The sequence below is a fragment of the Pseudomonas sp. BF-R-30 genome (assembly GCF_019956175.1).
In the GTDB taxonomy this organism is placed as follows: Bacteria; Pseudomonadota; Gammaproteobacteria; order Pseudomonadales; family Pseudomonadaceae; genus Aquipseudomonas; species Aquipseudomonas jessenii.
The window spans coordinates 20,718-45,448 of the sequence record NZ_JAHBDE010000011.1 but is presented as its reverse complement, the minus strand read 5'-3'; the positions used below and the strand labels follow the sequence as shown (position 1 = coordinate 45,448).

General features: G+C 60.5%; 21 protein-coding genes. 12 read left to right on the top strand and 9 right to left on the bottom strand.

Annotated elements, in window-relative coordinates:
• Positions 1-123: 123 nt before the first annotated feature.
• From KGB20_RS07020 to KGB20_RS06985, 8 genes are all read right to left on the bottom strand, one after another.
• Positions 124-2,046: a PrkA family serine protein kinase gene (locus KGB20_RS07020; protein WP_057713069.1), complete on the bottom strand. Its 1,923-nt coding sequence runs from the start codon at positions 2,044-2,046 to the stop codon at positions 124-126.
• A gap of 297 nt (positions 2,047-2,343) precedes the next feature.
• Positions 2,344-2,673 (bottom strand): thiosulfate sulfurtransferase GlpE, encoded by a 330-nt coding sequence (gene glpE, locus KGB20_RS07015; RefSeq protein WP_008051614.1) that lies wholly within the window; start codon positions 2,671-2,673, stop codon positions 2,344-2,346.
• 33 nt (positions 2,674-2,706) lie between these two features.
• Positions 2,707-3,588 (bottom strand): symmetrical bis(5'-nucleosyl)-tetraphosphatase, encoded by an 882-nt coding sequence (locus KGB20_RS07010; protein WP_154909866.1) that lies wholly within the window; start codon positions 3,586-3,588, stop codon positions 2,707-2,709.
• Positions 3,588-3,968 carry a Co2+/Mg2+ efflux protein ApaG gene (apaG, locus tag KGB20_RS07005; RefSeq protein ID WP_150813996.1) on the bottom strand — a complete coding sequence of 127 codons (381 nt, stop codon included), beginning with the start codon at positions 3,966-3,968 and terminating at the stop codon, positions 3,588-3,590. Before apaG ends, KGB20_RS07010 begins: the two co-directional genes overlap by 1 nt.
• 115 nt (positions 3,969-4,083) lie before the next feature.
• On the bottom strand, positions 4,084-4,893 hold the full coding sequence (gene rsmA / locus KGB20_RS07000; protein WP_046039480.1) for a 16S rRNA (adenine(1518)-N(6)/adenine(1519)-N(6))-dimethyltransferase RsmA: 810 nt from the start codon (positions 4,891-4,893) through the stop codon (positions 4,084-4,086).
• A complete protein-coding gene (gene pdxA, locus KGB20_RS06995; protein ID WP_150813995.1) occupies positions 4,890-5,879 on the bottom strand; it encodes a 4-hydroxythreonine-4-phosphate dehydrogenase PdxA in 990 nt (329 codons plus the stop codon). The genes rsmA and pdxA overlap by 4 nt, the downstream gene beginning before the upstream one ends.
• The gene (surA, locus tag KGB20_RS06990; RefSeq protein ID WP_150813994.1) at positions 5,876-7,192 is read right to left on the bottom strand and encodes a peptidylprolyl isomerase SurA; all 1,317 of its coding nucleotides are present in this window, start codon (positions 7,190-7,192) and stop codon (positions 5,876-5,878) included. Before surA ends, pdxA begins: the two co-directional genes overlap by 4 nt.
• On the bottom strand, positions 7,173-9,983 hold the full coding sequence (locus KGB20_RS06985) for an LPS-assembly protein LptD (RefSeq protein ID WP_154909865.1): 2,811 nt from the start codon (positions 9,981-9,983) through the stop codon (positions 7,173-7,175). The genes surA and KGB20_RS06985 overlap by 20 nt, the downstream gene beginning before the upstream one ends.
• Positions 9,984-10,113: 130 nt before the next feature.
• Between KGB20_RS06985 and KGB20_RS06980 the strand changes: the two genes are divergently transcribed.
• The 3 genes from KGB20_RS06980 to KGB20_RS06970 are packed head-to-tail and all read left to right on the top strand — an operon-like array spanning position 10,114 to position 12,570.
• Positions 10,114-11,133 carry an aminoglycoside phosphotransferase family protein gene (locus KGB20_RS06980; protein ID WP_090451739.1) on the top strand — a complete coding sequence of 340 codons (1,020 nt, stop codon included), beginning with the start codon at positions 10,114-10,116 and terminating at the stop codon, positions 11,131-11,133.
• The gene (gene murU, locus KGB20_RS06975) at positions 11,130-11,801 is read left to right on the top strand and encodes an N-acetylmuramate alpha-1-phosphate uridylyltransferase MurU (RefSeq protein ID WP_150813991.1); all 672 of its coding nucleotides are present in this window, start codon (positions 11,130-11,132) and stop codon (positions 11,799-11,801) included. Before KGB20_RS06980 ends, murU begins: the two co-directional genes overlap by 4 nt.
• Position 11,802: 1 nt before the next feature.
• The gene (locus tag KGB20_RS06970; protein ID WP_150813990.1) at positions 11,803-12,570 is read left to right on the top strand and encodes a TerB family tellurite resistance protein; all 768 of its coding nucleotides are present in this window, start codon (positions 11,803-11,805) and stop codon (positions 12,568-12,570) included.
• A 138-nt stretch (positions 12,571-12,708) separates the two neighbouring features.
• Here the strand turns inward: KGB20_RS06970 and KGB20_RS06965 are convergent, their stop codons facing one another.
• Positions 12,709-13,698: an alpha/beta hydrolase family protein gene (locus KGB20_RS06965; RefSeq protein ID WP_154909864.1), complete on the bottom strand. Its 990-nt coding sequence runs from the start codon at positions 13,696-13,698 to the stop codon at positions 12,709-12,711.
• Positions 13,699-13,771: 73 nt separating this feature from the next.
• Between KGB20_RS06965 and KGB20_RS06960 the strand changes: the two genes are divergently transcribed.
• The 9 genes from KGB20_RS06960 (at position 13,772) to KGB20_RS06915 (ending at position 24,721) form a co-directional block, all read left to right on the top strand.
• On the top strand, positions 13,772-16,168 hold the full coding sequence (locus tag KGB20_RS06960) for a PAS domain S-box protein (protein ID WP_150813988.1): 2,397 nt from the start codon (positions 13,772-13,774) through the stop codon (positions 16,166-16,168).
• A gap of 83 nt (positions 16,169-16,251) precedes the next feature.
• Positions 16,252-16,905 (top strand): response regulator transcription factor, encoded by a 654-nt coding sequence (locus KGB20_RS06955; protein ID WP_007993216.1) that lies wholly within the window; start codon positions 16,252-16,254, stop codon positions 16,903-16,905.
• Between the two features lie 343 nt (positions 16,906-17,248).
• Positions 17,249-18,373, top strand: a complete 1,125-nt coding sequence (locus KGB20_RS06950) for an ABC transporter ATP-binding protein (protein ID WP_150813987.1) — start codon at positions 17,249-17,251, stop codon at positions 18,371-18,373.
• 48 nt (positions 18,374-18,421) lie between these two features.
• The gene (locus KGB20_RS06945; RefSeq protein ID WP_057713080.1) at positions 18,422-19,465 is read left to right on the top strand and encodes an ABC transporter substrate-binding protein; all 1,044 of its coding nucleotides are present in this window, start codon (positions 18,422-18,424) and stop codon (positions 19,463-19,465) included.
• Between the two features lie 180 nt (positions 19,466-19,645).
• Positions 19,646-20,893 (top strand): ABC transporter permease, encoded by a 1,248-nt coding sequence (locus KGB20_RS06940; RefSeq protein WP_007980201.1) that lies wholly within the window; start codon positions 19,646-19,648, stop codon positions 20,891-20,893.
• 12 nt (positions 20,894-20,905) lie between these two features.
• A complete protein-coding gene (locus KGB20_RS06935) occupies positions 20,906-21,730 on the top strand; it encodes an ABC transporter permease (protein WP_007980200.1) in 825 nt (274 codons plus the stop codon).
• 237 nt (positions 21,731-21,967) lie between these two features.
• Positions 21,968-23,116, top strand: coding sequence for an iron-containing alcohol dehydrogenase (locus KGB20_RS06925; protein ID WP_154909863.1), 1,149 nt, complete (start codon positions 21,968-21,970; stop codon positions 23,114-23,116).
• Positions 23,117-23,231: 115 nt separating this feature from the next.
• Positions 23,232-23,906, top strand: coding sequence for a ribulose-phosphate 3-epimerase (gene rpe / locus KGB20_RS06920; RefSeq protein ID WP_053162900.1), 675 nt, complete (start codon positions 23,232-23,234; stop codon positions 23,904-23,906).
• Positions 23,903-24,721: a phosphoglycolate phosphatase gene (locus KGB20_RS06915; protein ID WP_057713082.1), complete on the top strand. Its 819-nt coding sequence runs from the start codon at positions 23,903-23,905 to the stop codon at positions 24,719-24,721. Before rpe ends, KGB20_RS06915 begins: the two co-directional genes overlap by 4 nt.
• Positions 24,722-24,731: the final 10 nt, after the last annotated feature.

Genomic DNA, 24,731 nt, shown 5'->3' with positions numbered 1-24,731 from the left:
CAAGCGCTTTTGGATGCTGCCTGTACCTCGCTACCGACTTTCGAACACCTTCCAGAGGTCTGTGTAACAGAAAACGCGTACACAGGCCTCTGGCTGACGACAACCGGTCTGACCGGCAGCGGGTTACTGTGATTTTCTGACCCGCAGGTACCACTCGGACAGCAGTCGTACCTGTTTGTCGGTGTAGCCGCGCTCGACCATCCGTGTGACGAAGTCGTTGTGCTTCTGCTGGTCTTCTTTGCTGGCCTTGGCATTGAAGCTGATGACCGGCAGCAGGTCTTCGGTGTTGGAGAACATTTTCTTCTCGATGACCACCCGCAGTTTTTCGTAGCTGAGCCAGGTCGGGTTCTTGCCGTTGTTGTTGGCCCGGGCGCGCAGTACGAAGTTGACGATTTCGTTGCGGAAATCCTTCGGATTGCTGATGCCGGCCGGTTTTTCGATTTTCTCCAGTTCTTCGTTCAACGCTACTCGGTTGAGGATCTCGCCGGTTTCCGGGTCGCGGTATTCCTGGTCCTGGATCCAGAAGTCGGCGTACAGCACATAACGATCGAAGATGTTCTGGCCGTACTCGCTGTAGGACTCGAGGTAGGCGGTCTGGATCTCCTTGCCGATGAATTCGATGTAGCGCGGTGCCAGGTACTCCTTGAGGAAGCGCAGATAGCGTTCGCGGGTCTCGGCCTGGAACTGTTCCTGCTCGATCTGTTGTTCCAGCACGTAGAGCAGGTGTACCGGGTTGGCGGCAATTTCGTGCGGGTCGAAGTTGAACACCTTCGACAGGATCTTGAACGCGAAGCGGGTCGACAGACCGTTCATGCCTTCGTCGACGCCCGCATTGTCGCGGTATTCCTGGATCGACTTGGCTTTCGGATCGGTGTCCTTGAGGTTCTCGCCGTCGTACACGCGCATCTTCGAGTAGATGTTGGAGTTTTCCGGCTCCTTGAGGCGCGAGAGCACGGTGAACTGGGCCAGCATCTTCAGGGTGTCCGGCGCGCAATGTGCCTTGGCCAGCGAACTGTTGAACAGCAGCTTGTCGTAGATCTTCACTTCGTCACTGACCCGCAGGCAGTACGGCACTTTGACGATGTAGATCCGGTCGATGAAGGCTTCGTTGTTCTTGTTGTTGCGGAAGGTGTGCCACTCCGATTCGTTGGAGTGCGCCAGCAGGATCCCGGTGAACGGAATCGCGCCGAGGCCTTCGGTACTGTTGTAGTTGCCTTCCTGGGTGGCGGTCAGCAGTGGGTGCAGCACCTTGATCGGTGCCTTGAACATTTCGACGAATTCCATCAGGCCCTGGTTGGCCCGGCACAGGGCGCCCGAGTAGCTGTAGGCGTCGGCGTCGTTTTGCGGGAATTCCTCCAGTTTGCGGATATCGACCTTGCCCACCAGCGCCGAGATGTCCTGGTTGTTTTCGTCGCCAGGTTCGGTCTTGGCCACGGCGACCTGGTTGAGGATCGACGGGTAGAGTTTGACCACGCGGAACTGACTGATGTCGCCACCGAATTCGGCCAGGCGTTTGGTCGCCCATGGCGACATGATGGTGTTGAGGTAGCGCCGTGGAATGCCAAAGTCTTCCTCGAGGATCGCGCCATCTTCGGTGGCGTTGAAAAGACCCAGGGGCGACTCGAAAACCGGCGAGCCCTTGATTGCATAGAAGGGCACTTTTTCTATCAGTTGCTTGAGCTTCTCGGCCAGGGACGATTTACCGCCGCCGACAGGGCCGAGCAGGTACAGGATCTGTTTCTTCTCTTCCAGGCCCTGAGCGGCATGGCGGAAATACGACACGATCTGGTCGATGCATTCTTCCATCCCGTGGAAGTCTTCAAAGGCCGGATAGCGGCGGATGACCTTGTTGGAGAAGATGCGCGACAGTCTCGAGTTGGTCGAGGTGTCGAGCAGTTCCGGTTCGCCGATGGCCAGCAATAGACGCTCGGCGGCGGAGGCGTAGGCGCTGCGGTCCTGTTTGCACAGCTCAAGATACTCTTGCAGAGAGAGTTCTTCCTGGCGTGTGGACTCGAAGCGTTGTTGGAAGTGGCTAAAGATACTCATGACGTCACCTCGCTCGATACGTGGAGCCGACGCCGGATCACTCAGTCGATGCTGGCAGCAACCGAACAGGCGATTGCTGTTTACCCCCCAGAACTCTCCCGGAGCTGACTACTCCGAAAGCTACTCCCGATGACCCGTGCGCCGGTGTACCGGCTCTCCCCTGTTTTGGATGGCCTGGGCTTAAGGATAGTTGGGAATTCGGGAGGTAAAGGCGAGATACGTAATTAGTTGTGGCAGACCGTTCGTCTGCCACCGCGCTAGCCCGCGGGAGCCGGGGCCTGCAACGTTACAAAAAAATTATTCAGTGGTGCCTTGCGCCGTTTCCGCAGGATACGTCGTACGCCACAACTCGAATCCGCCATCCATGCTGTAGACGTCGGAGAAGCCCTGGCTGATCAGGTAAGCGGCCGCGCCCTGGCTGGAATTGCCGTGATAGCAGACCACCACGGTCGGTGCATCGAGGTCGGCACCCTGGATGAAAGCGTGCAGGGAATGGTTGTCCAGATGCTTGGAACCTGCGATGTGCAGGGCGGCAAAAGTGGCCGGGTCGCGGACGTCGACCACCACTGCGCCTTGTTCGCGCAGGGCCTGGGCCTGTTCCGGGGGAATACGTTTGAATTCGCTCATGGCGGGCTCCTGTGGCTCGGCTGAATGGGCAGTCTAGCGCGGGGCGCTGGCTGGCGATGTTTGGGGAATGGATGAGGCGACTGGCGGTACGGCATGACCGTGTTCATCGCATTTGCAGGACAGGCGCTCAAAGCTGTCGACGTTCATCAGGGTCAGGGCGCCGCCCCAGACACAGCCTGTATCGAGCGCCGAAATACCCGGCTCTTCGACGTTGCCTTCCAGCGCTGCCCAGTGACCGAAAATGATTTTCAGATTCTTGGTCTTGCGTTCCTTGTGCTGGAACCAGGGTTTGTAGCCAGGTGGTGCGGTATCGAGGCCTTCCTTGCTCTTGAGGTCGAGTTTGCCTTCGGCGGTGCAGAAACGCATGCGGGTGAAATAGTTGGTGATCACCCGCAGGCGCGTCACGCCTTTGAGGTCGTTGTCCCATTTCGCCGGATCGTTGCCGTACATGCCATCGAGGTAGGGCGGCAACAGGTTGTCGTCACGCAAGGCAGCCTCGACTTCGGCGGCACACTTCAAGGACTTGCGCAGCGACCACTGCGGTGGAATGCCGGCATGGACCAGTACAAGGTTGCGCTGTTCGTCGTAGTGCATGAGTTTTTGCTGACGCAGCCATTCGAGCAGTTCAGCGCTATCGGGCGCTTCAATGATCTCGCGCAGGGTGTCGGCCTTCTTCAGGCGTTCGATATTGCGTCCGGCCGCCAGCAAGTGCAGGTCATGGTTGCCGAGCACACACACCAGCGATTCGCGAATGCTGTAGAGGAAGCGCAAGGTTTCCAGCGACTGCGGGCCGCGGTTGACCAGGTCGCCCACCAGCCACAGACGGTCGCGTTTCGGGTCGAACGCCACTTGTTTGAGCAGGCATTGCAGGGCCTGAAGACAGCCTTGCAGGTCACCGACAGCGTACGTTGCCATCAGTGCAGGGCTCCGGGCACCGCCAGGCGGAAGGGCGCGATGATGGCATCGAAATGTTTACCGTCGTCGGACAGCATCTGATAGGTGCCTTGCATGGTGCCGACCTTGGTGGTCATGACAGTGCCGCTACTGTAGGTGTGGCTCTTGCCGGGGTCGATCAACGGTTGCTGGCCGACTACGCCTGCACCGCGCACTTCTTCGACATGCCCGTCGCCATCGGTGATGACCCAGTGTCGTGAAAGCAGTTTGGCGGGCATCAGGCCATTGTTTTGCACGGTGATGGTGTAGGCGAAGGCAAAGCGGTCGTGCTCGGGTTGCGATTGTTCTGCCAGATAGCGGGTGACGACGCTGACGTCGACCTGATAGCGAGGATCGGACATGCAAAGGGCCTTAAAAACGAAGCGGGACGCGGGGCGTAGCTGTTGGGGTTCAGTCTAGGCCAAGTATCGGGTAGTAGACCAGAGTGGCGTCCTACCCGATAGCGCTCATCGCCTGTCAGTCAGCGGCAGGCTTTTGTTCGCTGAGCTTGTCGGCCAGGCGCACGAACGCGGCCAGGTCGAGTTGCTCGGGACGCAGGCTGCCATCGACGCCGGCTGCTTCGATTTCGGCATTGCTCAGCAGCAGCTTGAGAGTGTTGCGCAGGGTTTTGCGGCGCTGGTTGAAAGCTTCGCGCACGACGCGTTCCAGCAGGCGGTGATCCTTGGCCGGGTGTGGCAGTACCGCGTGGGGTACCAGGCGCACGATGGCCGAATCGACTTTCGGCGGCGGGTTGAACGCGCCCGGGCCGACGTTGAACAGGTGCTCGACCCGGCAGTGGTACTGAACCATGATCGACAAGCGACCCCAGTCACCACCACCAGGGCCGGCAGCCAGGCGCTCGACCACTTCCTTTTGCAGCATGAAGTGCATGTCGCGAATCAGGTGCGAGTTGTGCAGCAGGTGAAAAATCAGCGGCGTGGAGATGTTGTACGGCAGGTTGCCGACCACGCGCAGGCTGCCAGGCGCGGCATTGAGGCTGTTGAAGTCGAACTTCAGTGCATCGCCCTGATGCAGGTTGAAGTTGCTCTTGCCGGCAAACTGCTGGTTGAGGATCGGGATCAGGTCCTTGTCCAGCTCCACCACATCGAGTTGCGCGCCGCTGCTGAGCAGGCCTTGGGTCAGTGCGCCCTGGCCCGGGCCGATTTCCAGCAGGCGGTCTTCTGCCTTGGCATGAATGGAGCGCAGGATGCGGTCGATAACGCCGGCATCGTGCAGAAAGTTCTGGCCAAAGCGTTTGCGCGCCTTGTGTTGGTAATGCTCGGTCATAAACGGGTCTCGGCCATCTGGTAGGCGGTTTCCAGGGCGACTTGCAGGCTGCCGGTGTCGATCTTGCCGCTGCCGGCCAGGTCCAGGGCGGTGCCGTGGTCGACCGATGTGCGGATGATCGGCAAGCCGAGGGTCACGTTGACTGCCGCGCCGAAGCCTTTGTACTTCAGCACCGGCAGACCCTGGTCGTGGTACATCGCCAGCACCGCATCGCAGTGCTCCAGATATTTGGGGGTAAACAGAGTGTCGGCGGGCAGGGGGCCACGAAGGTCCATGCCCTCGCCGCGCAGGCGCTCTAATGTGGGTTCGATGATATCGATTTCTTCATGGCCCAGGTGTCCGCCTTCGCCGGCATGGGGGTTGAGCCCGCAAACCAGGATGCGTGGCCGGGCGATGCCGAACTTGTTTTGCAGGTCGGTGTGCAGGATTCGCGTGACACGCTCCAGACGCTCCGGCGTGATTGCATCGGCAATCTCGCGAAGGGGCAGGTGAGTGGTCACCAGGGCTACGCGTAAGCCGCGCGTGGCCAGCATCATCACCACTTGCGCGGTGTGGGTCAGGTCGGCGAGGAATTCCGTGTGCCCGGAAAAGGCGATGCCGGATTCGTTGATCACGCCTTTGTGCACCGGCGCGGTAATCATGCCGGCGAAATCTCCGCTCAGGCAGCCTTGGCCGGCGCGGGTCAGGGTTTCCAGTACGAAGGCAGCGTTGGCCTTGTCCAGTTGCCCGGCGACGACCTTGGCATTGAGCGGTGTATCCCAGACATACAGGCTGTTGGCTGGAGCCGGTGCGTCCGGCCAGCTGTCCGGTGTGACCGACAGCAAATCGACAGCCACGCCCAGTTGCGCGGCCCGCTCAATAAGCAGGTCGCGGCTGGTAATGGCAATCAGGGGGTGAGGCTGGGCTTGCGAGGCGAGCAGCAGGCACAGGTCGGGACCTATGCCGGCCGGTTCGCCGGGTGTCAGCGCGAAACGTTGGGGTTTCACTGCGCTGCCTGGTCGGCGCCAGGGAGTTTGATTTCCACGTACGCTTCGTCACGGATCTGACGCAGCCAGGTTTGCAGCTCTTCGTCGTATTTGCGGTTACGCAAAACGGTCATTGCTTGCTGCTCGCGAGCCTGTGTGGTGCTGTCGGTGGCGCGACGGCCAAGGACTTCCAGGACATGCCAGCCGTATTGAGTCTGGAACGGCTTGGACAGCTGACCTTGCGGGGTCCTGGCCATCACTTCGCGGAACTCGGGCACCAGTGCGTTCGGGTCGATCCAGTTCAGATCGCCGCCGTTGAGGGCGGAACCCGGGTCTTCCGAGTAGCTTTTCGCCAGCTCGCCGAAGTCTTCGCCAGCCTCGATACGGCTGTAGAGCGAGTCAGCCAGGGCCTTGGTTTTTGCTTCGTCGCGGATCGGGCTCGGTTTGACCAGGATGTGGCGCACATGCACTTCATCGCGCATCTGGGTCTGGCCGCCACGCTTTTCGAGGATCTTCAGGATGATGAAGCCGCCCGGGGTGCGCATTGGCTGGGTGACATCGCCCACCGGCATGGTGCTCAGCAGGCGATCGAACGGCGGTGGCAATTGAGCGGCTTTACGCCAGCCCATGTCACCACCTTCCAGTGCGGTTTCGCTAGCGGACTTGGCGATCGCCAACTGACTGAAGTCAGCGCCTTGCTTGAGCTGCTGGTAAATCGCATCGGCCTGTTTGGCTGCGCTCTGAATCGCGTCGGAGTTGGCGCTTTCCGGCGTAGGAATCAGGATGTTGGCCAGGTGGAACTCTTCAGACAGCTGCATTTTGCCCAGGTCCGACGCCAGGAAGTTCTTCACTTCCTGCTCGGAGACCTGAATGCGTTCGGCAACCCGACGCTGGCGTACACGGCTGATGACCATTTCGCGGCGAATCTGCTCACGTGCGTCGTCGTAGGACAGGCCGTCGCGAGTCAGGGCGGCGCGGAACTGCTCGACCGACATGTTGTTGCGCTGGGCAATGGTGCCGACAGCCTGGTTCAACTCTTCATCGGTAATGCGGATGCCGGAACGCTCGCCGATCTGCAATTGCAGGTTTTCGACGATCAGGCGCTCAAGTACCTGCTGCTCCAGCACGCTGGCCGGCGGCACGGCAGAGCCACGCTTGGCAATGGTTTGCTGAACTTCATGAACCCGTTGGTCCAGTTGGCTCTGCATGACCACGTCGTTGTCGACGATGGCCACCACTTTATCGATGGACTGTACGGCGGCGTTCGCGGCCGTACTCAGGAACAGCGCGCCGAGCATCAGCGGGCGCAAACAATCAGAAAGCTTGGTCTTCACGTTCACGATAACCTTGAATGCCTTTGTCGAGGAAGCTCTCTGCCTTGGAGCCGGTGAGGCCGCCGAGTCCCTTCAGAACAATTTGGAGGAAGACGCCATGGTCGCCTTTTTCGTTTTGCGGTGCTTCCTGACTGAACTCGTCATAGGAGACCCAGTAACGGTTGATCAGGCGCAGTTTCCAGCAGCAACTGTCGTACTCGAAACCACCGAAGGCTTCCAGGGTACGGTTGCGGTTGTAGTCATACTGCCAGCGGCTGATAGCGCTCCATTGCGGCACGATCGGCCAGATTACCGAGAAGTCGTGCTGTTGGATCTTGTAGTAATCCTTCACGTAGCCAGGAGTGCCAGGGGTGCCGTAGTCACCGCCGAACTGCCATTTACCGGTGTTCTGGTTGTAGATCACCTGGTCGTTACGATAGCGATAGCCGAGGTTGACGACCTTGTTCGGGTTGTCTTCAGGCTGGTAATGGAACATCGCGCTGCCCGAGCGAGGGCTGCGGCTGTCCGGGTCCCAGTTGTAATCGGCCGTGGTGCGCCAGTCGCGGTTCCAGCGATACTCATATTCCAGCGCATATGGGGAGACGCTGGCTTTGGCGTCGTCACGGTCGTTGAAGTTCACGCCAGGCAACTGAACCTCGCGGTCCTTGAAGTACAAGGCTTGGCCGACACTGATGCGTTGACGCTCGAAACCGTCGTCTTCGATCCAGCGGTTGGTCACGCCCAGGGACAATTTGTTTTCATCGCCGACACGGTCGGAGCCGGAGAAACGGTTGTCACGGAACAGCGACGCATAGTTGAATGTGTATTCGCTGGTATCGAATACCGGGATGTCTTCCTGATCTACCTCAGGTACGTACAGGTAGAACAGGCGCGGCTCGAGGGTCTGGCGGTAGTTCTTGCCGAACCATTGGGTATTTCGATCGAAGTACAGACCACTGTCGATGCTGGCGATCGGTACGCCGCGATTCTGGTTGCTGTCAAAATCACCATTGAAATTTTTAGTCCCGGCTGCCGCTGCGGCTTGATTTTGCTGCGCGACCTGAGTTTTGCCGAGACCGTCCAGATCCAGTTGGTACTGCGTGTACTGGTACTTAAGCGTTGGCTTCAGGAATCCGTAGGTCCAGTTCAGTGGCAGGCTGACAGCCGGTGCCAGGTTGAGGCGATCGCCATTGGCGCGTGCCAGGCCGACAACGTTGGTATCTAGCCGTGGAGACACATTACCGTCTTCGTCGGTGAAGGTGCCGTTCTTCAGATCCCGGTCAAACCGCACGAGTTCGGTGCTGTACGTGAAGTCCAGGCCTTCCGGATGATAAGGCAGCATACCGTCGAGGGTGAGCTGCGGCAGGCGGTCGTACGGCGTAATGTTCGATACGCTCGCCAGTTGGTATGCCTGGGCGTTCGCGCGAGCGGTATAGCTGTCGCCGCGATAGGTGACAGAGCCCTGCTGGTTCACGTAGTCGTTGCTTTTCACGCCAATCTGGTCGGACTGCAGATCCTGGAAGTAATACGGATCGCTGATCTTGGTGTAGTCGACTTGCGTGAGTACTCGCGAGTCGAGACCACCCTTGTGCTGCCAGTTGTACATGTAGCGGGTTTTTTCGGCGTCGGTCTGCTTGTCGCGCTCGTCGCTTTCGTCGTTGAGGTACGCCGCACCGAACTGGCCTTCGCTGGATTTGGTCAGGTAGCGGAATTCGCCTTCCATCAACAAGCCGTGCTTTTCCATGTAGCGCGGGTACAACGTGGCATCGTAGTTCGGCGCCAGGTTGAAGTAGTACGGGGTGACCAGCATGAAGCCGGTATCGCTGCCGGTGCCGATGGTCGGCGGCAGGAAACCCGACTGGCGACGGTCGTCGATCGGGAAATAGATGTACGGCGTGTACAGGACCGGAATGTCCTTGACCCGCAGCGTCACGTTGGTTGCCGTACCGAAGCCGGTGGCCGGGTTCAGGGTGATGTTGTTGCCCTTGAGCTGCCAGGCGTTGCTGTTCGGTTCGCACGTGGTGTACGTACCATCCTTGAGGCGGATGATCGCGTTCTCGGCACGTTTGGCGTACAGCGCATTACCGCGGATGCGCGATTTGTGCATCACGTATTCGGCGTTGTCGACCTTCGCTTCACCGGTGTCGAGCTGCACGTCGGCGTGGTCGCCGACGATCAGGGCGCCGTTGTCGCGAATGCGCACGTTGCCGTTCAGCTCGCCACGGCTTTCGGCCTGGTACAGGTTGGCTTCGTCGGCTTCAACCTGCATGCTGCCCTGACGCATGACAACGTCGCCGGCCAGGGTCGCAACCTGCTCATCCTGCTTATAGCGGGAGGCCTTTGCGCCGATAAAGGTTGGGGCGTCACTTTTATTCGTCTTGTCATCCATGCCAGGACGAATCGGTTCGATATAGGAACCGGAGCAATAAGGACCGGTTTCGGCCAATTGTGCGGCGGTAAGCTGCTCGCGGGGAACCCAGTCGAGGTGACTGTAGTCTGCGCTACGCGACTTCAGGCCACGGCCTTCGGATTCGGTGACCAGCACCGGCTTGGCGCCGGTGTCTTCGCTGGAACCGCTCTCGGCTGGGGCTTCGCCGGTAGCGGAGACTGCGCTGCCGTCATGGACGGGACGCGGTGGCAATGCAGCCGCCGGCGTCTTTGGCGCACAGTCCCAGGAACCCGAAGCAGAGACTGAGCAGTCAAACTGTTCCGCGGCGACCACGTAGGAAGTGGCAAGGGGTTGCAGCGCCAGCAAACTGCCGGTAACCAACAACGGAAATTTTTTACGAAACGCGGGGGATTTCAATGCCATCTTATTAGTCCGGGCTTCCTGCGTGCCATCTGCCCGCGGTGTGGGCCGCACGCCTCTCGATGGTCTGAAAAAGATGCTGGATAATAAAGCATGACCCGCTTGACGGCTAGCGCCGTCGGAGACCCTTGCAATGCCTGATCAAGATGTACGCTTGCAACACCTGAAAGTTTGGCTCGATGAGCAATTGGCGACCCTTTTTGCCGAGCAGGGCTGGGGCGTCGTACCCCCGGCCACGTTGACTGCGGCCAGTAGCGACGCGAGTTTTCGGCGGTATTTCCGCTGGGAAGGCGGTGACAAAAGTTTCATCGTGATGGACGCGCCGCCGCCCCAGGAAAACTGCAAACCCTTCGTGGATATCGCCTTTTTGCTGGCGAAATCCGGAATAAATGTGCCGAAAATTTATGCCGAAGACCTCGAGCGCGGCTTTCTTTTGCTCAATGACCTGGGCAACAAGACCTACCTGGACGTCATCGAAAGCGAAAACGCCGACGATTTGTTCAAGGATGCCCTGCAAGCGTTGCTGGCTTTCCAGCAGCTGCCGATGGTTGCGCCTCTGCCGAGCTATGACGTGGCCTTGCTTCGTCGCGAGCTGGAGCTGTTCCCCGAGTGGTACGTGAAGCGCGAATTGGGCATCGAACTGGACGCGGCGCAGCAAGTGCTCTGGCAGCAGGTCAGCGAACTGTTGATCGACAGTGCCCTGGCACAGCCAAAAGTCCTGGTGCATCGCGACTACATGCCGCGCAACCTGATGCTCAGCGAGCCCAATCCCGGCGTGTTGGACTTCCAGGATGCGGTGTATGGCCCGGTGACCTACGACGTGACCTGCCTGTTCAAGGACGCATTCCTCAGCTGGCCCGAGGAGCGCGTGCACGGCTGGCTCGAAAGCTACTGGCAGCAAGCGGGTGCCCTCGGGATTCCGGTTCAGCCCGACTTCGAGGACTTCCTGCGTGCCAGCGACTTGATGGGCGTGCAACGTCACCTGAAAGTCATCGGCATTTTCGCGCGCATCTGCCATCGCGACGGCAAACCGCGTTACCTGGGTGATGTGCCACGTTTCTTTGCGTACATAGACGCGGTGATCGCGCGCCGCCCTGAACTGGCCGAGCTGGATGTATTGCTGGCCAGTCTGCGTGCCGGAGTGAAAGCATGAAGGCAATGATTCTGGCCGCGGGCAAAGGCGAGCGCATGCGCCCGCTGACCCTGACTACGCCAAAACCGCTGGTTCGTGCAGGCGGCGTGCCGCTGATCGAGTATCACCTGCGAGCACTGGCCGCCGCCGGCTTCACCGACATTGTGATCAATCACGCCTGGCTCGGTCAGCAGATCGAAGACTATCTGGGTGATGGTTCGCGTTATGGCGTGAGCATTCAGTACTCGGCCGAAGGTGACCCCCTGGAAACCGGCGGCGGAATTTTCCGCGCGTTGCCATTGTTGGGGGATGAAGCGTTTGTCGTGGTCAACGGCGACATCTGGACCGATTACGACTTCAGCGTGCTGCATCAGCCCATCAACGGCCTGGCGCACCTGGTGCTGGTCAGCAACCCGCCCCATCATCCGGCCGGGGACTTCAGCCTGGTAGAAACGCGGGTGCTCGACGGTCAACCAGGGGCTGGCACCTTGACCTACAGCGGTATCGCCGTGTTGCATCCGCAGTTGTTCGACGGTTGCACCGAGGGGGCCTTCAAGCTCGCTCCGCTGTTGCGCAAGGCCATGGCTGACGGGCAGGTGACCGGCGAGCAGCTGAGGGGGCACTGGGTCGATGTCGGCACTCACGAGCGTCTGGCCGAAGTTGAAACATTAATAGAAGCGAGCCGCTGAGATGCTGTGGCCAGGGACTCTGATCGGAGCCGGAGCAGGCTTTGCCATAGCCAGCATTCCGGGGGCCATGCTCGGCGCGTTGTTGGGGCAGGCGCTGGACCGGCGCTTGCACCTGCAGAGTTGGGGGCATTTGCTGGAAAAGCTTGGTGGTCGTCCGGTGCTGCGCAACGATGAATTGCTCTTCGTGCTACTGGGACGTCTGGCGAAGTGCGACGGGCGGGTGGTGGATGGCCACATCCAGCAGGCCCGGGCGGAAATGCGCTCGCTGGAAATGTCCGAGCCGGCCCAGCGTCGGGCGATTGCCGCGTTCAATCGTGGTAAATCGGGCAATGACCGCCTGCGCGGTTATCTGCGTCGCCTGAGTGCCCAGCCCCATGCGGCGGAAGGCGTGTTGCGCGCCTGCTGGCGAATGGTCTGGGCCGATGGTCGTGCCGGCAGCAGTGAACGTCAATTGATCGGCCAATGGGGCAAATGGCTGGGCTGGACGCCCCGTCAGGTGCAGGCGTTGGCCCACGACTATGAGCCGCAGAAGCGGCCATTGGGCAACAGTGTGCCAAGTTATCAGGACGCGTTGAGGCTTTTGGGGGTGTCGGCCACCACTGAACCGGCGCAGATCAAGCGTGCATACCGGCGCCTGCTCAGTCGTCATCATCCGGACAAGATTGCCGGCAGTGGCGCGACGGCGACGCAGGTGCGTGAGGCCACCGAGCGAACGCGTGAACTGCATAACGCCTATACGCTGATTCGGGAGCGGCGGGATTTTCGCTAGCCCGGAAAATTTGCGTCGCCAGTGATACCGCTATCGCGAGCAAGCTCGCTCCCACAGGTTTTATGTCGTCCGCAATTTTGTGATCGGCATAAAACCCGTGGGAGCGTGGCTTGCCCGCGATGACGGCGCCTCGGTCTGTCAGCCCGCCGGGTTCTGCGGATTCAACCAACCCCGCACCCGACGGAACAGTTGCTCCTGTTCGGCTTTGGTATCCGGCAACGCCTTGAGCGCGACCTGGCTGAATGCCGACGTTTTCACCCGTTTGTTGGCCTGCAGACGGGCTAGCGCCGCATTGCGATCCAGCGGCTTGTCCATGTAGAAGATGTCGGCGGTCGGCAGTTTCAGATTCGGCGCCAGCTCATCCAGCTCGGGTTTCGCTTGAGCAGGTGTCTGCGCAGCGACCATGAGGAAGCGCTCGATTTGCGAAGGCTGCTTCTCGCTTAAATAGCGCGCCGCCCAATAAGCGCCGGTGCCATGCCCCAACACCACGATACTGCGGGCGCTTTGCTGTTCGGCGAATGCAATCGCGGCGTCGATCCGGGCGAAGATGCGCTCGGCATCTGCCTTGGACTGTGCTTCGGTGGTTTCGGTGACGGCCTTGTCGGCCACATCGGCCTCGCCTCCGGCCACCTGTTCGATAGGGGCTGCGGTGGTCGAGTCTTTACTGCCGGTTTCGGCGGGCTTGGGAGCCGGCGCTGCTTCCACGATTCGTGGCGCAATGGCGTCGCTTTGCAGGTCCGGCAAGGTGATACTCAGGCTGCTCCACTCGGCATCCGGCAATTTGCGCCGCAAAGGGCCGATCGCTTGCGGCCAGTCAACGGTTTCACCGGCGCCGGGGATGATAATCACCGCGCCTTTAGGTTCGGCGGTATTGGCCGGTTTCCACAAGGCCAGAAAGGTGTCGGGGCCTGCTTGCAATTGTTGCTGTTCCTGAGCCGGGATTTTTCGCTCAAGTGCAGTCGCTTCTTCCTGACTACGCTCAGGCAGCGGCTGACGTTCAAGTGGTTTTCCTTCGGCGGTTTTTTCCTCCGCGGCGGGCGCCGGGTCGGCCGCCTTGACGGAAAAAGCGCAAGGCAGGATCAGCGACAGGCACAATGCTGGCAGTGCCAGGCGGTAGACAGAGGGCATCGGGTATTCCAGGCCAGAAGTTGTTCCGGCAGCCTAATGGGTTGGTCAGTATTTGTCAGTGTGTGAGAGTTCAATGATGCTTTTTCGCTGCCTGTGGGTTATCGGCTGTTTGTGGTTTCCCTTGATGGGCTGGGCGGCCGCCGCGCCCCCGGCGCCCGCTGCCCAACTGTCTCCGGAACAACGGCACTGGCTGGCGCAGCAGGGCGAGTTGCGGGTTGGCGTGGTGTTGCAGGCGCCCTATGCGCAATACGATCGCCGCTTGCAGCGCCTGTCCGGGGTGAACGTCGAGTTGATGAAGTGGCTCGCAAAAAACCTCAATGTCGAACTGAGTTGGCGCAATTTTCCCGATCTTGAGCAATTGGAAGCCGCGGCCCGCGAGGGCGAAATCGACATCGCCCCGGGGGTGACCCAGACCCCTGGCGGGCTGCGCCTCTGGCAGTTTTCCGACCCCTACATGCGGGTGCCGCAATTGGTGGTCAGCGATCAGAAAAGCGCTGGCGCGGTCGAGCTGGAAAAACTCGACAGCCAGACCCGCGTCGCCGTACGCATGCCCAGTGCCATCGCCGATTACCTGCGCAGCAACTACCCGCATCTGAATCTGCAAGGCGTACCGATGGAGCGCCAGGCATTGCAATTATTGGCGGGCCAGCAGGCGGCTTATGCGGTGGTCGATGAGGCGCAGCTGGGACGCTTGTCGGTCGAACCGGAGTTCGCCGGATTGGTGGTGGTGGGGGATGTCGGCCTGCCGCAGTTGCTGCGGGTGGCCACGCTCCGTGACAAACCGGAACTGGCGGGCATTGTCGAAAGTGCATTGCGGGCGATCCCGGCCAAGGATCTGGAGCAACTGCACAATCAATGGTTGCAGCCCAAGTATCCGCGGCTCACCGAGTCGCCGGGGTTTTGGCAGAACCTCTGCCTGCTGCTGGCCGTGCTGGCGATGAGTTGCATGGCCATCGTGGTCTGGCAGCGTCGCCAGCAGCACAACCTGGAGCAGCGCCTGTTGGCCGCGCAGGAAGACATTGCCTTGCGCGCCGCCAGCGAAGAGGCCTTGCGGCTCACCCAGTTTTCCATCGACCAGAGCACCGTCGGCATCCTCTGGGTCAACTGGGACAGCCATGTGCGCTACGCCAACCGCGCGGCGGAAAGCATGCTGGGCTATCCGGCCGGAGGGATCATCGATCGGCCCCTGATCGATTTCGAGCCCGGCCTGCACATGGACCGTTGGCTGAACCTGTGGAAGCGCGCCCGGGCCAGTGAGGAGGGCCCGCAAAGTTTCGAATCCAATTGCGTGCGGGCTGATGGCAGCATCCTGCCGGCCGATGTCTCGTTGAGTTTCCTGCGCTTTCGCGATGGTGAGTACCTGGTGGTTTACCTCAACGATGTCACCGAGCGACGCCGCGCCCTGGCGGCCTTGCAGGAAAGCGAGGCGCGGCTGCAAGGTATCGCCGCCAACGTTCCGGGACTGGTTTTCCGGCTGGAGCGGGCGCCAGTGACCGGTCAGATCGACTTTGCCTACATCAGCGAAGGCAGCGAAAGCCTGGTGGGTTACTCGCCGGCCACGCTGGCGCATCGCGATAAAGGCCTGCGCAGCCTCGTGCATCCGGATGACAAGGTCAGCTATCACCAGACCCAGGATCATGCGCTGGATACCGACAGCGACTGGTCGTGGCAGGGGCGAATCCTGACGCGTCAGGGCGAGCAGCGTTGGGCGGAAATCAAGGCCATCACCCGCCGGCTGGAAGACGGCGCCTATGTTTGGGACGGGATCGTCTGGGACATCAGCGAGAGCAAGCGCATCGAAATAGAACTGGCCAGCTCCCGGGAACAACTGCGTGAGTTGTCCGCGCACCTGGAAAGCGTGCGCGAAGAAGAAAAAGCGCGCATTGCCCGGGAAGTTCACGACGAATTGGGGCAGATGCTCACCGTGTTGAAGCTGGAAACGTCCATGTGCGAACTGGCGTACGCCCAGCTCGACCCTGGCCTTAACGAGCGCTTGAACAGCATGAAGCGCTTGATCGCTCAGTTGTTTCAGCTGGTCCGTGATGTGGCCACGGCATTGCGGCCGCCGATTCTCGACGCAGGGATCGCCTCGGCCATTGAATGGCAGGCCCGCCGGTTCGAGGCGCGAACGCAGATCCCGTGTCTGGTGCAGGTGCCGGACAATTTGCCAGTGCTCAGCGATGCGAAGGCGATCGGCCTGTTTCGAATCCTTCAGGAGGCGCTGACCAATGTTATGCGGCACGCCCAGGCGCATACTGTTGAACTGACACTGACCCTTGAAGGCGACGAATTGTGTCTGACGGTCAGCGATGATGGCGTAGGATTTGTCGCCGCGCCTGGCAGGCCAACGTCCTTTGGGATCGTCGGCATGCGTGAGCGGGTGTTGATCCTGGGCGGCGAGTTGTCGCTGGAGAGTGAGCCGGGTGAGGGTACGACGTTAGAAGTGCGAGTGCCTCTGGACGAAGCCTGAAGAATTTGTGGTGTCTGTGCTGACGCCTTCGCGAGCAGGCTCCCACAGGGGGACGTATTCCAAATGTGGGAGCCTGCTCGCGAATGATCTTGAACCTGGAGAAGAACGTGATCCGTGTACTGGTAGCCGAAGACCACACCATTGTCCGCGAAGGCATCAAGCAGTTGATCGGCCTGGCCAAGGACTTGCTGGTGGTGGGGGAGGCGAGCAATGGCGAGCAGTTGCTCGACACCTTGCGTCATGTGCCCTGCGAAGTGGTGTTGCTGGACATCTCCATGCCGGGCGTCAACGGCCTGGAAGCGATTCCGCGGATTCGCGCCCTGAACAATCCGCCGGCGATTCTGGTGCTGTCGATGCACGATGAAGCGCAAATGGCCGCCCGGGCGCTGAAGGTCGGGGCTGCCGGTTATGCAACCAAGGACAGCGACCCGGCACTGTTGCTGACGGCCATTCGCAAAGTGGCGTCAGGCGGGCGTTACATCGACCCGGAACTGGCCGACCGCATGGTTTTCGAGGTCGGTCTTACCGACTCGCGTCCATTGCACTCGTTGCTCTCCGAGCGCGAATTCTCCGTGTTCGAACGCCTGGCCCAGGGCGCCAACGTAAACGACATCGCCCAGCAACTGGCGCTGAGCAGCAAGACCATCAGCACCCACAAGGCGCGGCTGATGCAGAAGCTCAACATCACCTCGCTGGCGGAACTGGTGAAGTACGCGATGGAACACAAGCTCCTCTAAAGCACACCGAAATTCAATGTGGGAGCGGGCTTGCTCGCGAAAGCGGTGTGTCAGTCGACATATCTGGTCCTGATAAACCGCTTTCGCGAGCAAGCCCGCTCCCACAGATTCGGTGGTGGCATATCCATTTACGACAGATCCAGATACCGCATGGGCTTGTTCTTGTGGCTTATAGCTGAGCCCTTGCCACTGCGTTTGCCAAAACGCGCCATCCTTGTAGGGAAATCCCTACCCCCAACCTTCCATCCGGCTGAGGCGAATCTCTCTTGCGCCCCGATTTGCGTGGTCCCCAGCGTCCACTAGGCTTAACCCCACAGCAGTCATCAATAACAAAGGTGTGGGTATGAGCCAGGTCGATTCAAGCGCAGGGGTCAATGATGTTCTGGTCAGCTTTCGTGGAGTGCAGAAGAGCTACGACGGCGAGAACCTGATCGTCAAGGACCTCAACCTGGACATTCGCAAGGGCGAATTCCTCACATTGCTCGGGCCGTCCGGCTCCGGCAAAACCACCAGCCTGATGATGCTCGCCGGCTTCGAAACGCCGACCGCGGGCGAAATCCTGTTGGCCGGGCGCGCCATCAACAACGTGCCGCCGCACAAGCGTGACATCGGCATGGTGTTTCAGAACTACGCGCTGTTCCCGCACATGACGGTGGCCGAGAACCTGGCGTTCCCGCTGACCGTGCGTGGCATGAACAAGAGCGACGTCAGTGCACGGGTCAAGCGCGTGCTGAGCATGGTCCAGCTCGATGCCTTCGCCCAGCGCTACCCGGCGCAGCTCTCCGGTGGTCAGCAACAGCGTGTGGCATTGGCCCGCGCGCTGGTGTTCGAGCCGCAACTGGTGCTGATGGACGAACCCCTCGGCGCACTCGACAAGCAGCTGCGTGAACACATGCAGATGGAGATCAAGCACCTGCACCAGCGCCTGGGCGTGACTGTGGTCTACGTGACCCACGATCAGGGCGAAGCCTTGACCATGTCCGACCGCGTGGCGGTGTTCCATCAGGGCGAAATCCAGCAGATCGCTCCGCCGCGCACCCTCTACGAAGAGCCGAAAAACACCTTCGTCGCCAACTTCATCGGCGAGAACAACCGCCTCAATGGCCGCCTGCACAGCCAAACCGGCGACCGTTGCATTGTGGAGCTCGGGCGCGGTGAGAAAGTGGAAGCCTTGGCGGTCAACGTTGGCCAGACCGGCGAGCCGGTGACCCTGTCCATTCGTCCGGAGCGAGTGAGCCTCAACGGCTCCAGCGACCAATGCGTCAACCGCTTCTCCGGGCGAGTCGAGGAATTCATCTATCTGGGCGACCACGTCCGGGTTCGCATGGAAGTCTGCGGCAAGACCGACTTCTTCGTGAAACAGCCAATTGCCGAGCTTGATCCCTCGCTCGCCGTCGGCGATGTGGTACCGCTTGGCTGGCAGGTCGAGCACGTTCGCGCGCTCGATCCACTTTTAGAGGCGCATTGATCGCCCCGGCAACACCAACACCAACCCTGCACGTGGAGAGAACAATAAATGTTGAGATCCCTGAAATTCACCGCTTTGGCACTGGGCATGATGGGCGCGGCACACGCAATGGCGGCCGGCCCGGATCTGACCGTGGTGTCCTTTGGCGGTGCTAACAAGGCGGCTCAGGTCAAAGCCTTCTACGCACCTTGGGAAGCGGCAGGCAACGGCAAGATCGTGGCCGGCGAGTACAACGGCGAAATGGCCAAGGTCAAGGCCATGGTCGACACCAAGAGCGTGTCCTGGGATCTGGTAGAGGTTGAATCGCCGGAACTGTCCCGTGGTTGCGACGAAGACATGTTCGAGCAACTGGACCCGGCGCTGTTCGGCAAGACCGAAGACTACGTCAAGGGCGCCATCCAGCCTTGCGGTGTGGGTTTCTTCGTGTGGTCGACCGTGCTGGCCTACAACGCCGACAAACTGAAATCCGCACCGACCAGCTGGGTGGACTTCTGGGACACCAAGCAGTTCCCGGGCAAGCGTGGCCTGCGTAAGGGCGCCAAGTACACCCTGGAATTCGCACTGATGGCCGACGGCGTTGCGCCGAAAGACGTCTACAAAGTGCTGGCTGGCAAGGACGGTCAGGACCGCGCGTTCAAGAAGCTCGATGAGCTCAAGCCGAACATCCAGTGGTGGGAAGCTGGCGCACAACCGCCGCAATACCTCGCTTCCGGTGACGTGGTCATGAGTTCGGCCTACAACGGTCGTATCGCTGCCGTGCAGAAAGAAAGCAACCTGAAAGTCGTGTGGAACGGCGGCATCTACGACTTTGACGCATGGGCCATTCCAAAAGGTCTGGATGCCAAGCGCGCCGAAGCGGCGAAGAAATTCATCGCCTTCTCGGTACAGCCACAGCAGCAGAAGACCTACTCGGAAAACATCGCCTACGGCCCGGCCAACACCCAAGCCGTGCCGCTGCTGGCCAAGGATGTTCTGAAAGACATGCCGACCACCCCGGAAAACATTGCCAACCAGGTGCAGATCGACGTCAGCTTCTGGGCTGACAACGGCGAGCAACTGGAGCAGCGCTTCAATTCCTGGGCTGCGAAATAAGCAGAACCTTGTAATGGTGGGCTTGCCCCACCTGTGGGAGCGGGCTTGCTCGCGAAGACGTCAGCACATTCAGCATCATTGTTGACTGACACTCTGCCTTCGCGAGCAAGCCCGCTCCCACAATAACGATCGAGGTGGCATTCCCATCTCTGTAACGATCAAAGATTCCCGGAGTACGTCATGGCTATCGCCGTTCCCCTGAACGAGGGCACCAGCCCCACCTTGAAGCAGCGGCTCAAGCACGCCGAGCGGGTCAACCGCTGGAAGGCCCAGGCGTTGATCGCGCCGCTGGTGCTGTTTTTGTTGCTGGTGTTCCTGGTGCCGATCGTGGCGCTGCTCTACAAAAGCGTTGGCAACCCGGAAGTGGTCGGCGGCATGCCGCGCACCGTGACTGCCATCGCCAGTTGGGACGGCCGTGGCCTGCCCGCTGAACCGGTTTACAAAGCTGCGGCCGAAGACCTCGCCGAGGCTCGCAAAAATCAGACCCTGGGCGATCTGTCCAAGCGCCTGAACATGGAACTGGCCGGCTATCGCAGCCTGCTGACCAAAACGGCCCGCGCCTTGCCGCTTGCCACTGAACCGGCCTCCTATAAAGAAGCGCTGGAAGGCCTCGATGAGCGTTGGGGCGACCCGGCCTACTGGCAAGCGGTGCGCCGCAACACCAGCAGCATCACCCCGTATTACCTGCTGGCGGCTGTCGATCACCGCATCGACGATCTCGGCGAAATCGCCCCGGCCACTCCGGATCAGGCAATCTACCTCGACATCTTCGCCCGCACCTTCTGGATGGGCCTGATCATCACCGTGATCTGCCTGGTGCTGGCGTATCCTCTGGCTTACCTGCTGGCGAACCTGCCGTCGCGCCAGAGCAACCTGCTAATGATTCTGGTGCTGTTGCCGTTCTGGACTTCGATCCTGGTACGAGTCGCGGCGTGGATCGTGTTGCTGCAATCGGGTGGCCTGATCAACAGCGGCCTGATGGCCATGGGCATCATCGACAAGCCGATCGAGTTGGTGTTCAACCGCGTCGGTGTCTACATCTCCATGGTGCACATCCTGCTGCCGTTCATGATTCTGCCGATCTACAGCGTGATGAAAGGCATCTCGCCGACCTACATGCGCGCCGCGATTTCCCTCGGCTGCCATCCGTTCGCCAGTTTCTGGCGGGTGTACTTCCCGCAGACCTATGCCGGTGTCGGCGCCGGTTGCCTGTTGGTGTTCATCCTCGCCATCGGCTACTACATCACCCCGGCATTGCTGGGCAGCCCGAACGACCAAATGGTCAGTTACTTTGTCGCCTTCTACACCAACACCAGCATCAACTGGGGCATGGCGACCGCACTTGGTGGGCTGCTGTTGCTCGCGACGGTCGTGCTTTATCTGATTTACAGCTGGCTGGTAGGCGCAAGCCGCCTGCGCCTGAGCTAAGGGGAGAACGAAATGCTGAGTCCTTATATGTCGCCCATCGAACGGGTGTGGTTCTACAGCTTGCGGATTCTCTGCGGCTTGATTCTGTTGTTCCTGATCCTGCCGGTGCTGGTGATCATTCCGCTGTCGTTCAACTCCGGCAGTTTCCTGGTGTACCCGCTGCAAGGCTTCTCATTGCAGTGGTATCACGATTTCTTCGCCTCGGCGGAATGGATGCGCGCCCTGAAGAACAGCATCATCGTCGCCCCGGCGGCTACGGTGCTGGCCATGGTCTTCGGTACGCTGGCGGCCATCGGCCTGACCCGTGGCGACTTTCCCGGCAAGGCGCTGGTGATGGCGCTGGTGATTTCACCGATGGTGGTGCCGGTGGTGATCATCGGTGTGGCCAGTTATCTGTTCTTTGCTCCGTTGGGATTGGGTAACAGCTTTTTCTCGCTGATCGTGGTGCATGCGGTGTTGGGTGTGCCGTTCGTGATCATTACCGTGTCGGCGACCTTGCAGGGGTTCAACCACAACCTGGTACGGGCCGCTGCGAGCCTGGGCGCTTCGCCGCTGACCACGTTCCGCCGGGTGACCTTGCCACTGATTGCGCCGGGCGTGATCTCCGGGGCGCTGTTTGCCTTTGCGACTTCGTTCGATGAAGTGGTGGTGACGCTGTTCCTCGCCGGCCCAGAGCAAGCGACCCTGCCACGGCAGATGTTCAGCGGCATCCGCGAAAACCTCAGCCCGACCATCGCCGCGGCCGCGACGCTGTTGATTGCCTTCTCGGTGATCCTGTTGCTGACCCTGGAATGGTTGCGTGGGCGTAGCGAGAAACTGCGTACTGCGCAGGTCTGAAGCCACACACCGATCCACTGCAACTTGTAGGAGCGAGCTTGCTCGCGATGGTCGCCAACGATAACGCGGGCCTGCTGAATGCCCGCGTCGCTCTCAGGTTCATCGCGAGCAAGCTCGCTCCTACAGTGTTATTGGGTGTTCCCGGAAACCTTGGTCATTCATGACCTGAATACCAGCCAACTCCAAATCCCCAGCTACTATTGTGCCCAGCTCCCCTATCTATAAGAGGCTGCGCACATGAGTCTTTCCTCTTTCAAAATCGCTCACAAACTGATCACCGGCGCAGGTGCCATCGAGCAGCTGGCCGCTGAGCTGACACGCCTGGACATCGACAATCCGCTGATCGTCACCGACGTCGCCCTGGTCAAGTCCGGCACGGTAGAACTGGCACTGGCGCAGTTGGGTGGCCGCCCCTACGAAATCTTCGACCGTGTGCTGCCGGACCCGGAAATCGCCATCGTCGAAGATTGCATGCAGGTTTACCGCGACGGAGGGCATGATGGACTGATCGGCCTGGGCGGCGGGAGTGCCATCGACATTGCCAAGAGCGTGGCAGCCTACGCCGGGTACCACGGTGCGCTGGAGGACCTGTTCGGTATCGATCAGGTCCCGCGCAAAGGTCCGCCGCTGATCGCCATCCCGACCACCGCCGGCACCGGCTCGGAAGTGACCAACGTCGCTATCCTTTCCGACAAGGCCGCGCAACTGAAGAAAGGCATTGTCAGCGACTACCTGTTGCCGGACGTGGCGCTTGTCAGCCCGCAAATGACCCTGACCTGTCCACGCAGCGTCACGGCAGCCAGCGGTGTCGATGCACTGGTGCACGCTATCGAGTCTTATCTGTCGGTCAACGCCTCGCCGATTACCGATTCCCTGGCTATCGGCGCCATCAAGCTGATCGCCAAGGCTTTGCCCAAGGCCTACGCCAATCCGTCGAACCTGCAAGCCCGGGAAGACATGGCCACTGCCAGCCTGATGGCCGGCATGGCGTTCGGCAACGCCGGCGTTGGCGCGGTGCATGCGCTGGCGTATCCGCTGGGCGGGCGCTTCAACATTGCCCATGGGGTCAGCAATGCCTTGCTACTGCCCTATGTCATGACCTGGAACAAGATGGCCTGCATCGAACGCATGCAGGATATCGCCGAGGCCATGGGCGTGAAGACCGCTCATTTGAGTCTCAACGAAGCGGCCGACAAAGCCGTGCAAGCCATGACCGAACTGTGTGCCACCGTGGAAATTCCCCAGGGCCTGCGCAGTTTCGGTGTGCCCGAGGACGCCATTCCGTCCATGGCCGTGGAAGCAGCGGGGATCGAGCGCTTGATGCGCAACAATCCGCGCAAATTGAGTGCCGTCGATATCGAAAAGATCTATCGCGCGGCGTACTAGAGCCATTGCCGTTGATGGATGATGGCAAGGTCCAATCATCGCGCTCACGGTGCGCGCGTCAAAGCATGAGGTATACAATGCGCGCCATCGTGATTCTGCTCAGTAAAGGTGCGTCATGCAGCCCTTCGTAATTGCTCCGTCGATTCTCTCCGCCGACTTCGCCCGCCTGGGTGAAGAAGTGGACAACGTCCTCGCCGCCGGCGCCGACTTCGTGCACTTCGATGTCATGGACAACCATTACGTGCCAAACCTGACCATCGGCCCGATGGTCTGCGCGGCGCTGCGCAAGTACGGCGTGACCGCGCCGATCGACGCGCACCTGATGGTCAGCCCGGTGGACCGCATCGTGGGCGACTTCATCGAAGCGGGCGCGACCTACATCACCTTCCACCCGGAAGCCACCCAACACGTCGACCGTTCCCTGCAACTGATCCGCGAAGGCGGCTGCAAGTCGGGCCTGGTGTTCAACCCGGCAACCCCGCTGGACGTGCTCAAGTACGTGATGGACAAGGTCGACATGATCCTGCTGATGAGCGTCAACCCGGGCTTCGGCGGGCAGAAGTTCATCCCTGGCACCCTCGACAAATTGCGCGAAGCGCGGGCGCTGATCGATGCTTCGGGCCGTGACATTCGCCTGGAAATCGACGGCGGCGTGAACGTGAACAACATTCGCGAAATCGCTGCGGCTGGCGCTGACACCTTCGTCGCCGGCTCGGCCATCTTCAATGCGCCGAACTATCAGGAAGTCATCGACAAGATGCGTTCCGAACTGGCGCTGGCTCGCCCATGAGTGGTTTTGAGCAGCTGTTCCCGGGGCAACTGCCGCGGCTGGTGATGTTCGATCTGGACGGTACGTTGATCGACTCGGTCCCGGACCTGGCAGTGGCTGTGGACAAGATGCTGCTCAAACTCGGTCGCCAATCCGCCGGTCTGGAAGCGGTGCGCGAATGGGTCGGCAATGGCGCGCCGGTGCTGGTGCGTCGGGCGCTGGCTGGCGGTCTTGATCATGCTGCGGTCGATAACGACGAGGCCGAACGGGCGCTGGAGTATTTCATGCAGGCTTATGGCGAGAGCCATGAGTTGACCGTGGTTTACCCTGGCGTTCGCGACACCCTCAAATGGCTGCAGAAGCAGGGCGTCGAAATGGCGCTGATCACCAACAAGCCGGAGCGCTTCGTCGCGCCGCTGCTGGATCAGATGAAAATCGGCCGTTATTTCCGCTGGATCATCGGCGGTGACACCCTGCCACAGAAAAAACCCGATCCGGCCGCGCTGTTCTTCGTGATGAAAATGGCCAATATTCCGGCTTCGCAATCGTTGTTCGTCGGCGATTCGCGTAGCGACGTGCTGGCAGCGAAGGCGGCGGGAGTCAAGTGCGTAGCCCTGAGCTACGGCTATAACCACGGCCGACCGATCGCGGAAGAATCGCCGGCGCTGGTGATCGACGACCTGCGCAAACTAATTCCCGGTTGCCTGGATCCGGCCGCTGAGATAACGTTGGCCGACGCTGTCAAACCCCCTTCTGGAAACGCCATCGTGGTGGTCACTCGCAAACTCTGGATGAAAGTCATCAAGGCCCTGGCCCGCTGGCGTTGGCGCGCCTGACTTGATCCTG

What these genes read in the sequence shown, in the direction of transcription:
- KGB20_RS07020 (WP_057713069.1), bottom strand. Translation starts at nt 2,046, where the DNA reads ATGAGTATCTTTAGCCACTTCCAACAACGCTTCGAGTCCACACGCCAG.
- glpE (WP_008051614.1), bottom strand. Translation starts at nt 2,673, where the DNA reads ATGAGCGAATTCAAACGTATTCCCCCGGAACAGGCCCAGGCCCTGCGC.
- KGB20_RS07010 (WP_154909866.1), bottom strand. Translation starts at nt 3,588, where the DNA reads ATGGCAACGTACGCTGTCGGTGACCTGCAAGGCTGTCTTCAGGCCCTG.
- apaG (WP_150813996.1), bottom strand. Translation starts at nt 3,968, where the DNA reads ATGTCCGATCCTCGCTATCAGGTCGACGTCAGCGTCGTCACCCGCTAT.
- rsmA (WP_046039480.1), bottom strand. Translation starts at nt 4,893, where the DNA reads ATGACCGAGCATTACCAACACAAGGCGCGCAAACGCTTTGGCCAGAAC.
- KGB20_RS06985 (WP_154909865.1), bottom strand. Translation starts at nt 9,983, where the DNA reads ATGGCATTGAAATCCCCCGCGTTTCGTAAAAAATTTCCGTTGTTGGTT.
- KGB20_RS06980 (WP_090451739.1), top strand. Translation starts at nt 10,114, where the DNA reads ATGCCTGATCAAGATGTACGCTTGCAACACCTGAAAGTTTGGCTCGAT.
- murU (WP_150813991.1), top strand. Translation starts at nt 11,130, where the DNA reads ATGAAGGCAATGATTCTGGCCGCGGGCAAAGGCGAGCGCATGCGCCCG.
- KGB20_RS06970 (WP_150813990.1), top strand. Translation starts at nt 11,803, where the DNA reads ATGCTGTGGCCAGGGACTCTGATCGGAGCCGGAGCAGGCTTTGCCATA.
- KGB20_RS06965 (WP_154909864.1), bottom strand. Translation starts at nt 13,698, where the DNA reads ATGCCCTCTGTCTACCGCCTGGCACTGCCAGCATTGTGCCTGTCGCTG.
- KGB20_RS06960 (WP_150813988.1), top strand. Translation starts at nt 13,772, where the DNA reads ATGATGCTTTTTCGCTGCCTGTGGGTTATCGGCTGTTTGTGGTTTCCC.
- KGB20_RS06955 (WP_007993216.1), top strand. Translation starts at nt 16,252, where the DNA reads ATGATCTTGAACCTGGAGAAGAACGTGATCCGTGTACTGGTAGCCGAA.
- KGB20_RS06950 (WP_150813987.1), top strand. Translation starts at nt 17,249, where the DNA reads ATGAGCCAGGTCGATTCAAGCGCAGGGGTCAATGATGTTCTGGTCAGC.
- KGB20_RS06945 (WP_057713080.1), top strand. Translation starts at nt 18,422, where the DNA reads ATGTTGAGATCCCTGAAATTCACCGCTTTGGCACTGGGCATGATGGGC.
- KGB20_RS06940 (WP_007980201.1), top strand. Translation starts at nt 19,646, where the DNA reads ATGGCTATCGCCGTTCCCCTGAACGAGGGCACCAGCCCCACCTTGAAG.
- KGB20_RS06935 (WP_007980200.1), top strand. Translation starts at nt 20,906, where the DNA reads ATGCTGAGTCCTTATATGTCGCCCATCGAACGGGTGTGGTTCTACAGC.
- KGB20_RS06925 (WP_154909863.1), top strand. Translation starts at nt 21,968, where the DNA reads ATGAGTCTTTCCTCTTTCAAAATCGCTCACAAACTGATCACCGGCGCA.
- rpe (WP_053162900.1), top strand. Translation starts at nt 23,232, where the DNA reads ATGCAGCCCTTCGTAATTGCTCCGTCGATTCTCTCCGCCGACTTCGCC.
- KGB20_RS06915 (WP_057713082.1), top strand. Translation starts at nt 23,903, where the DNA reads ATGAGTGGTTTTGAGCAGCTGTTCCCGGGGCAACTGCCGCGGCTGGTG.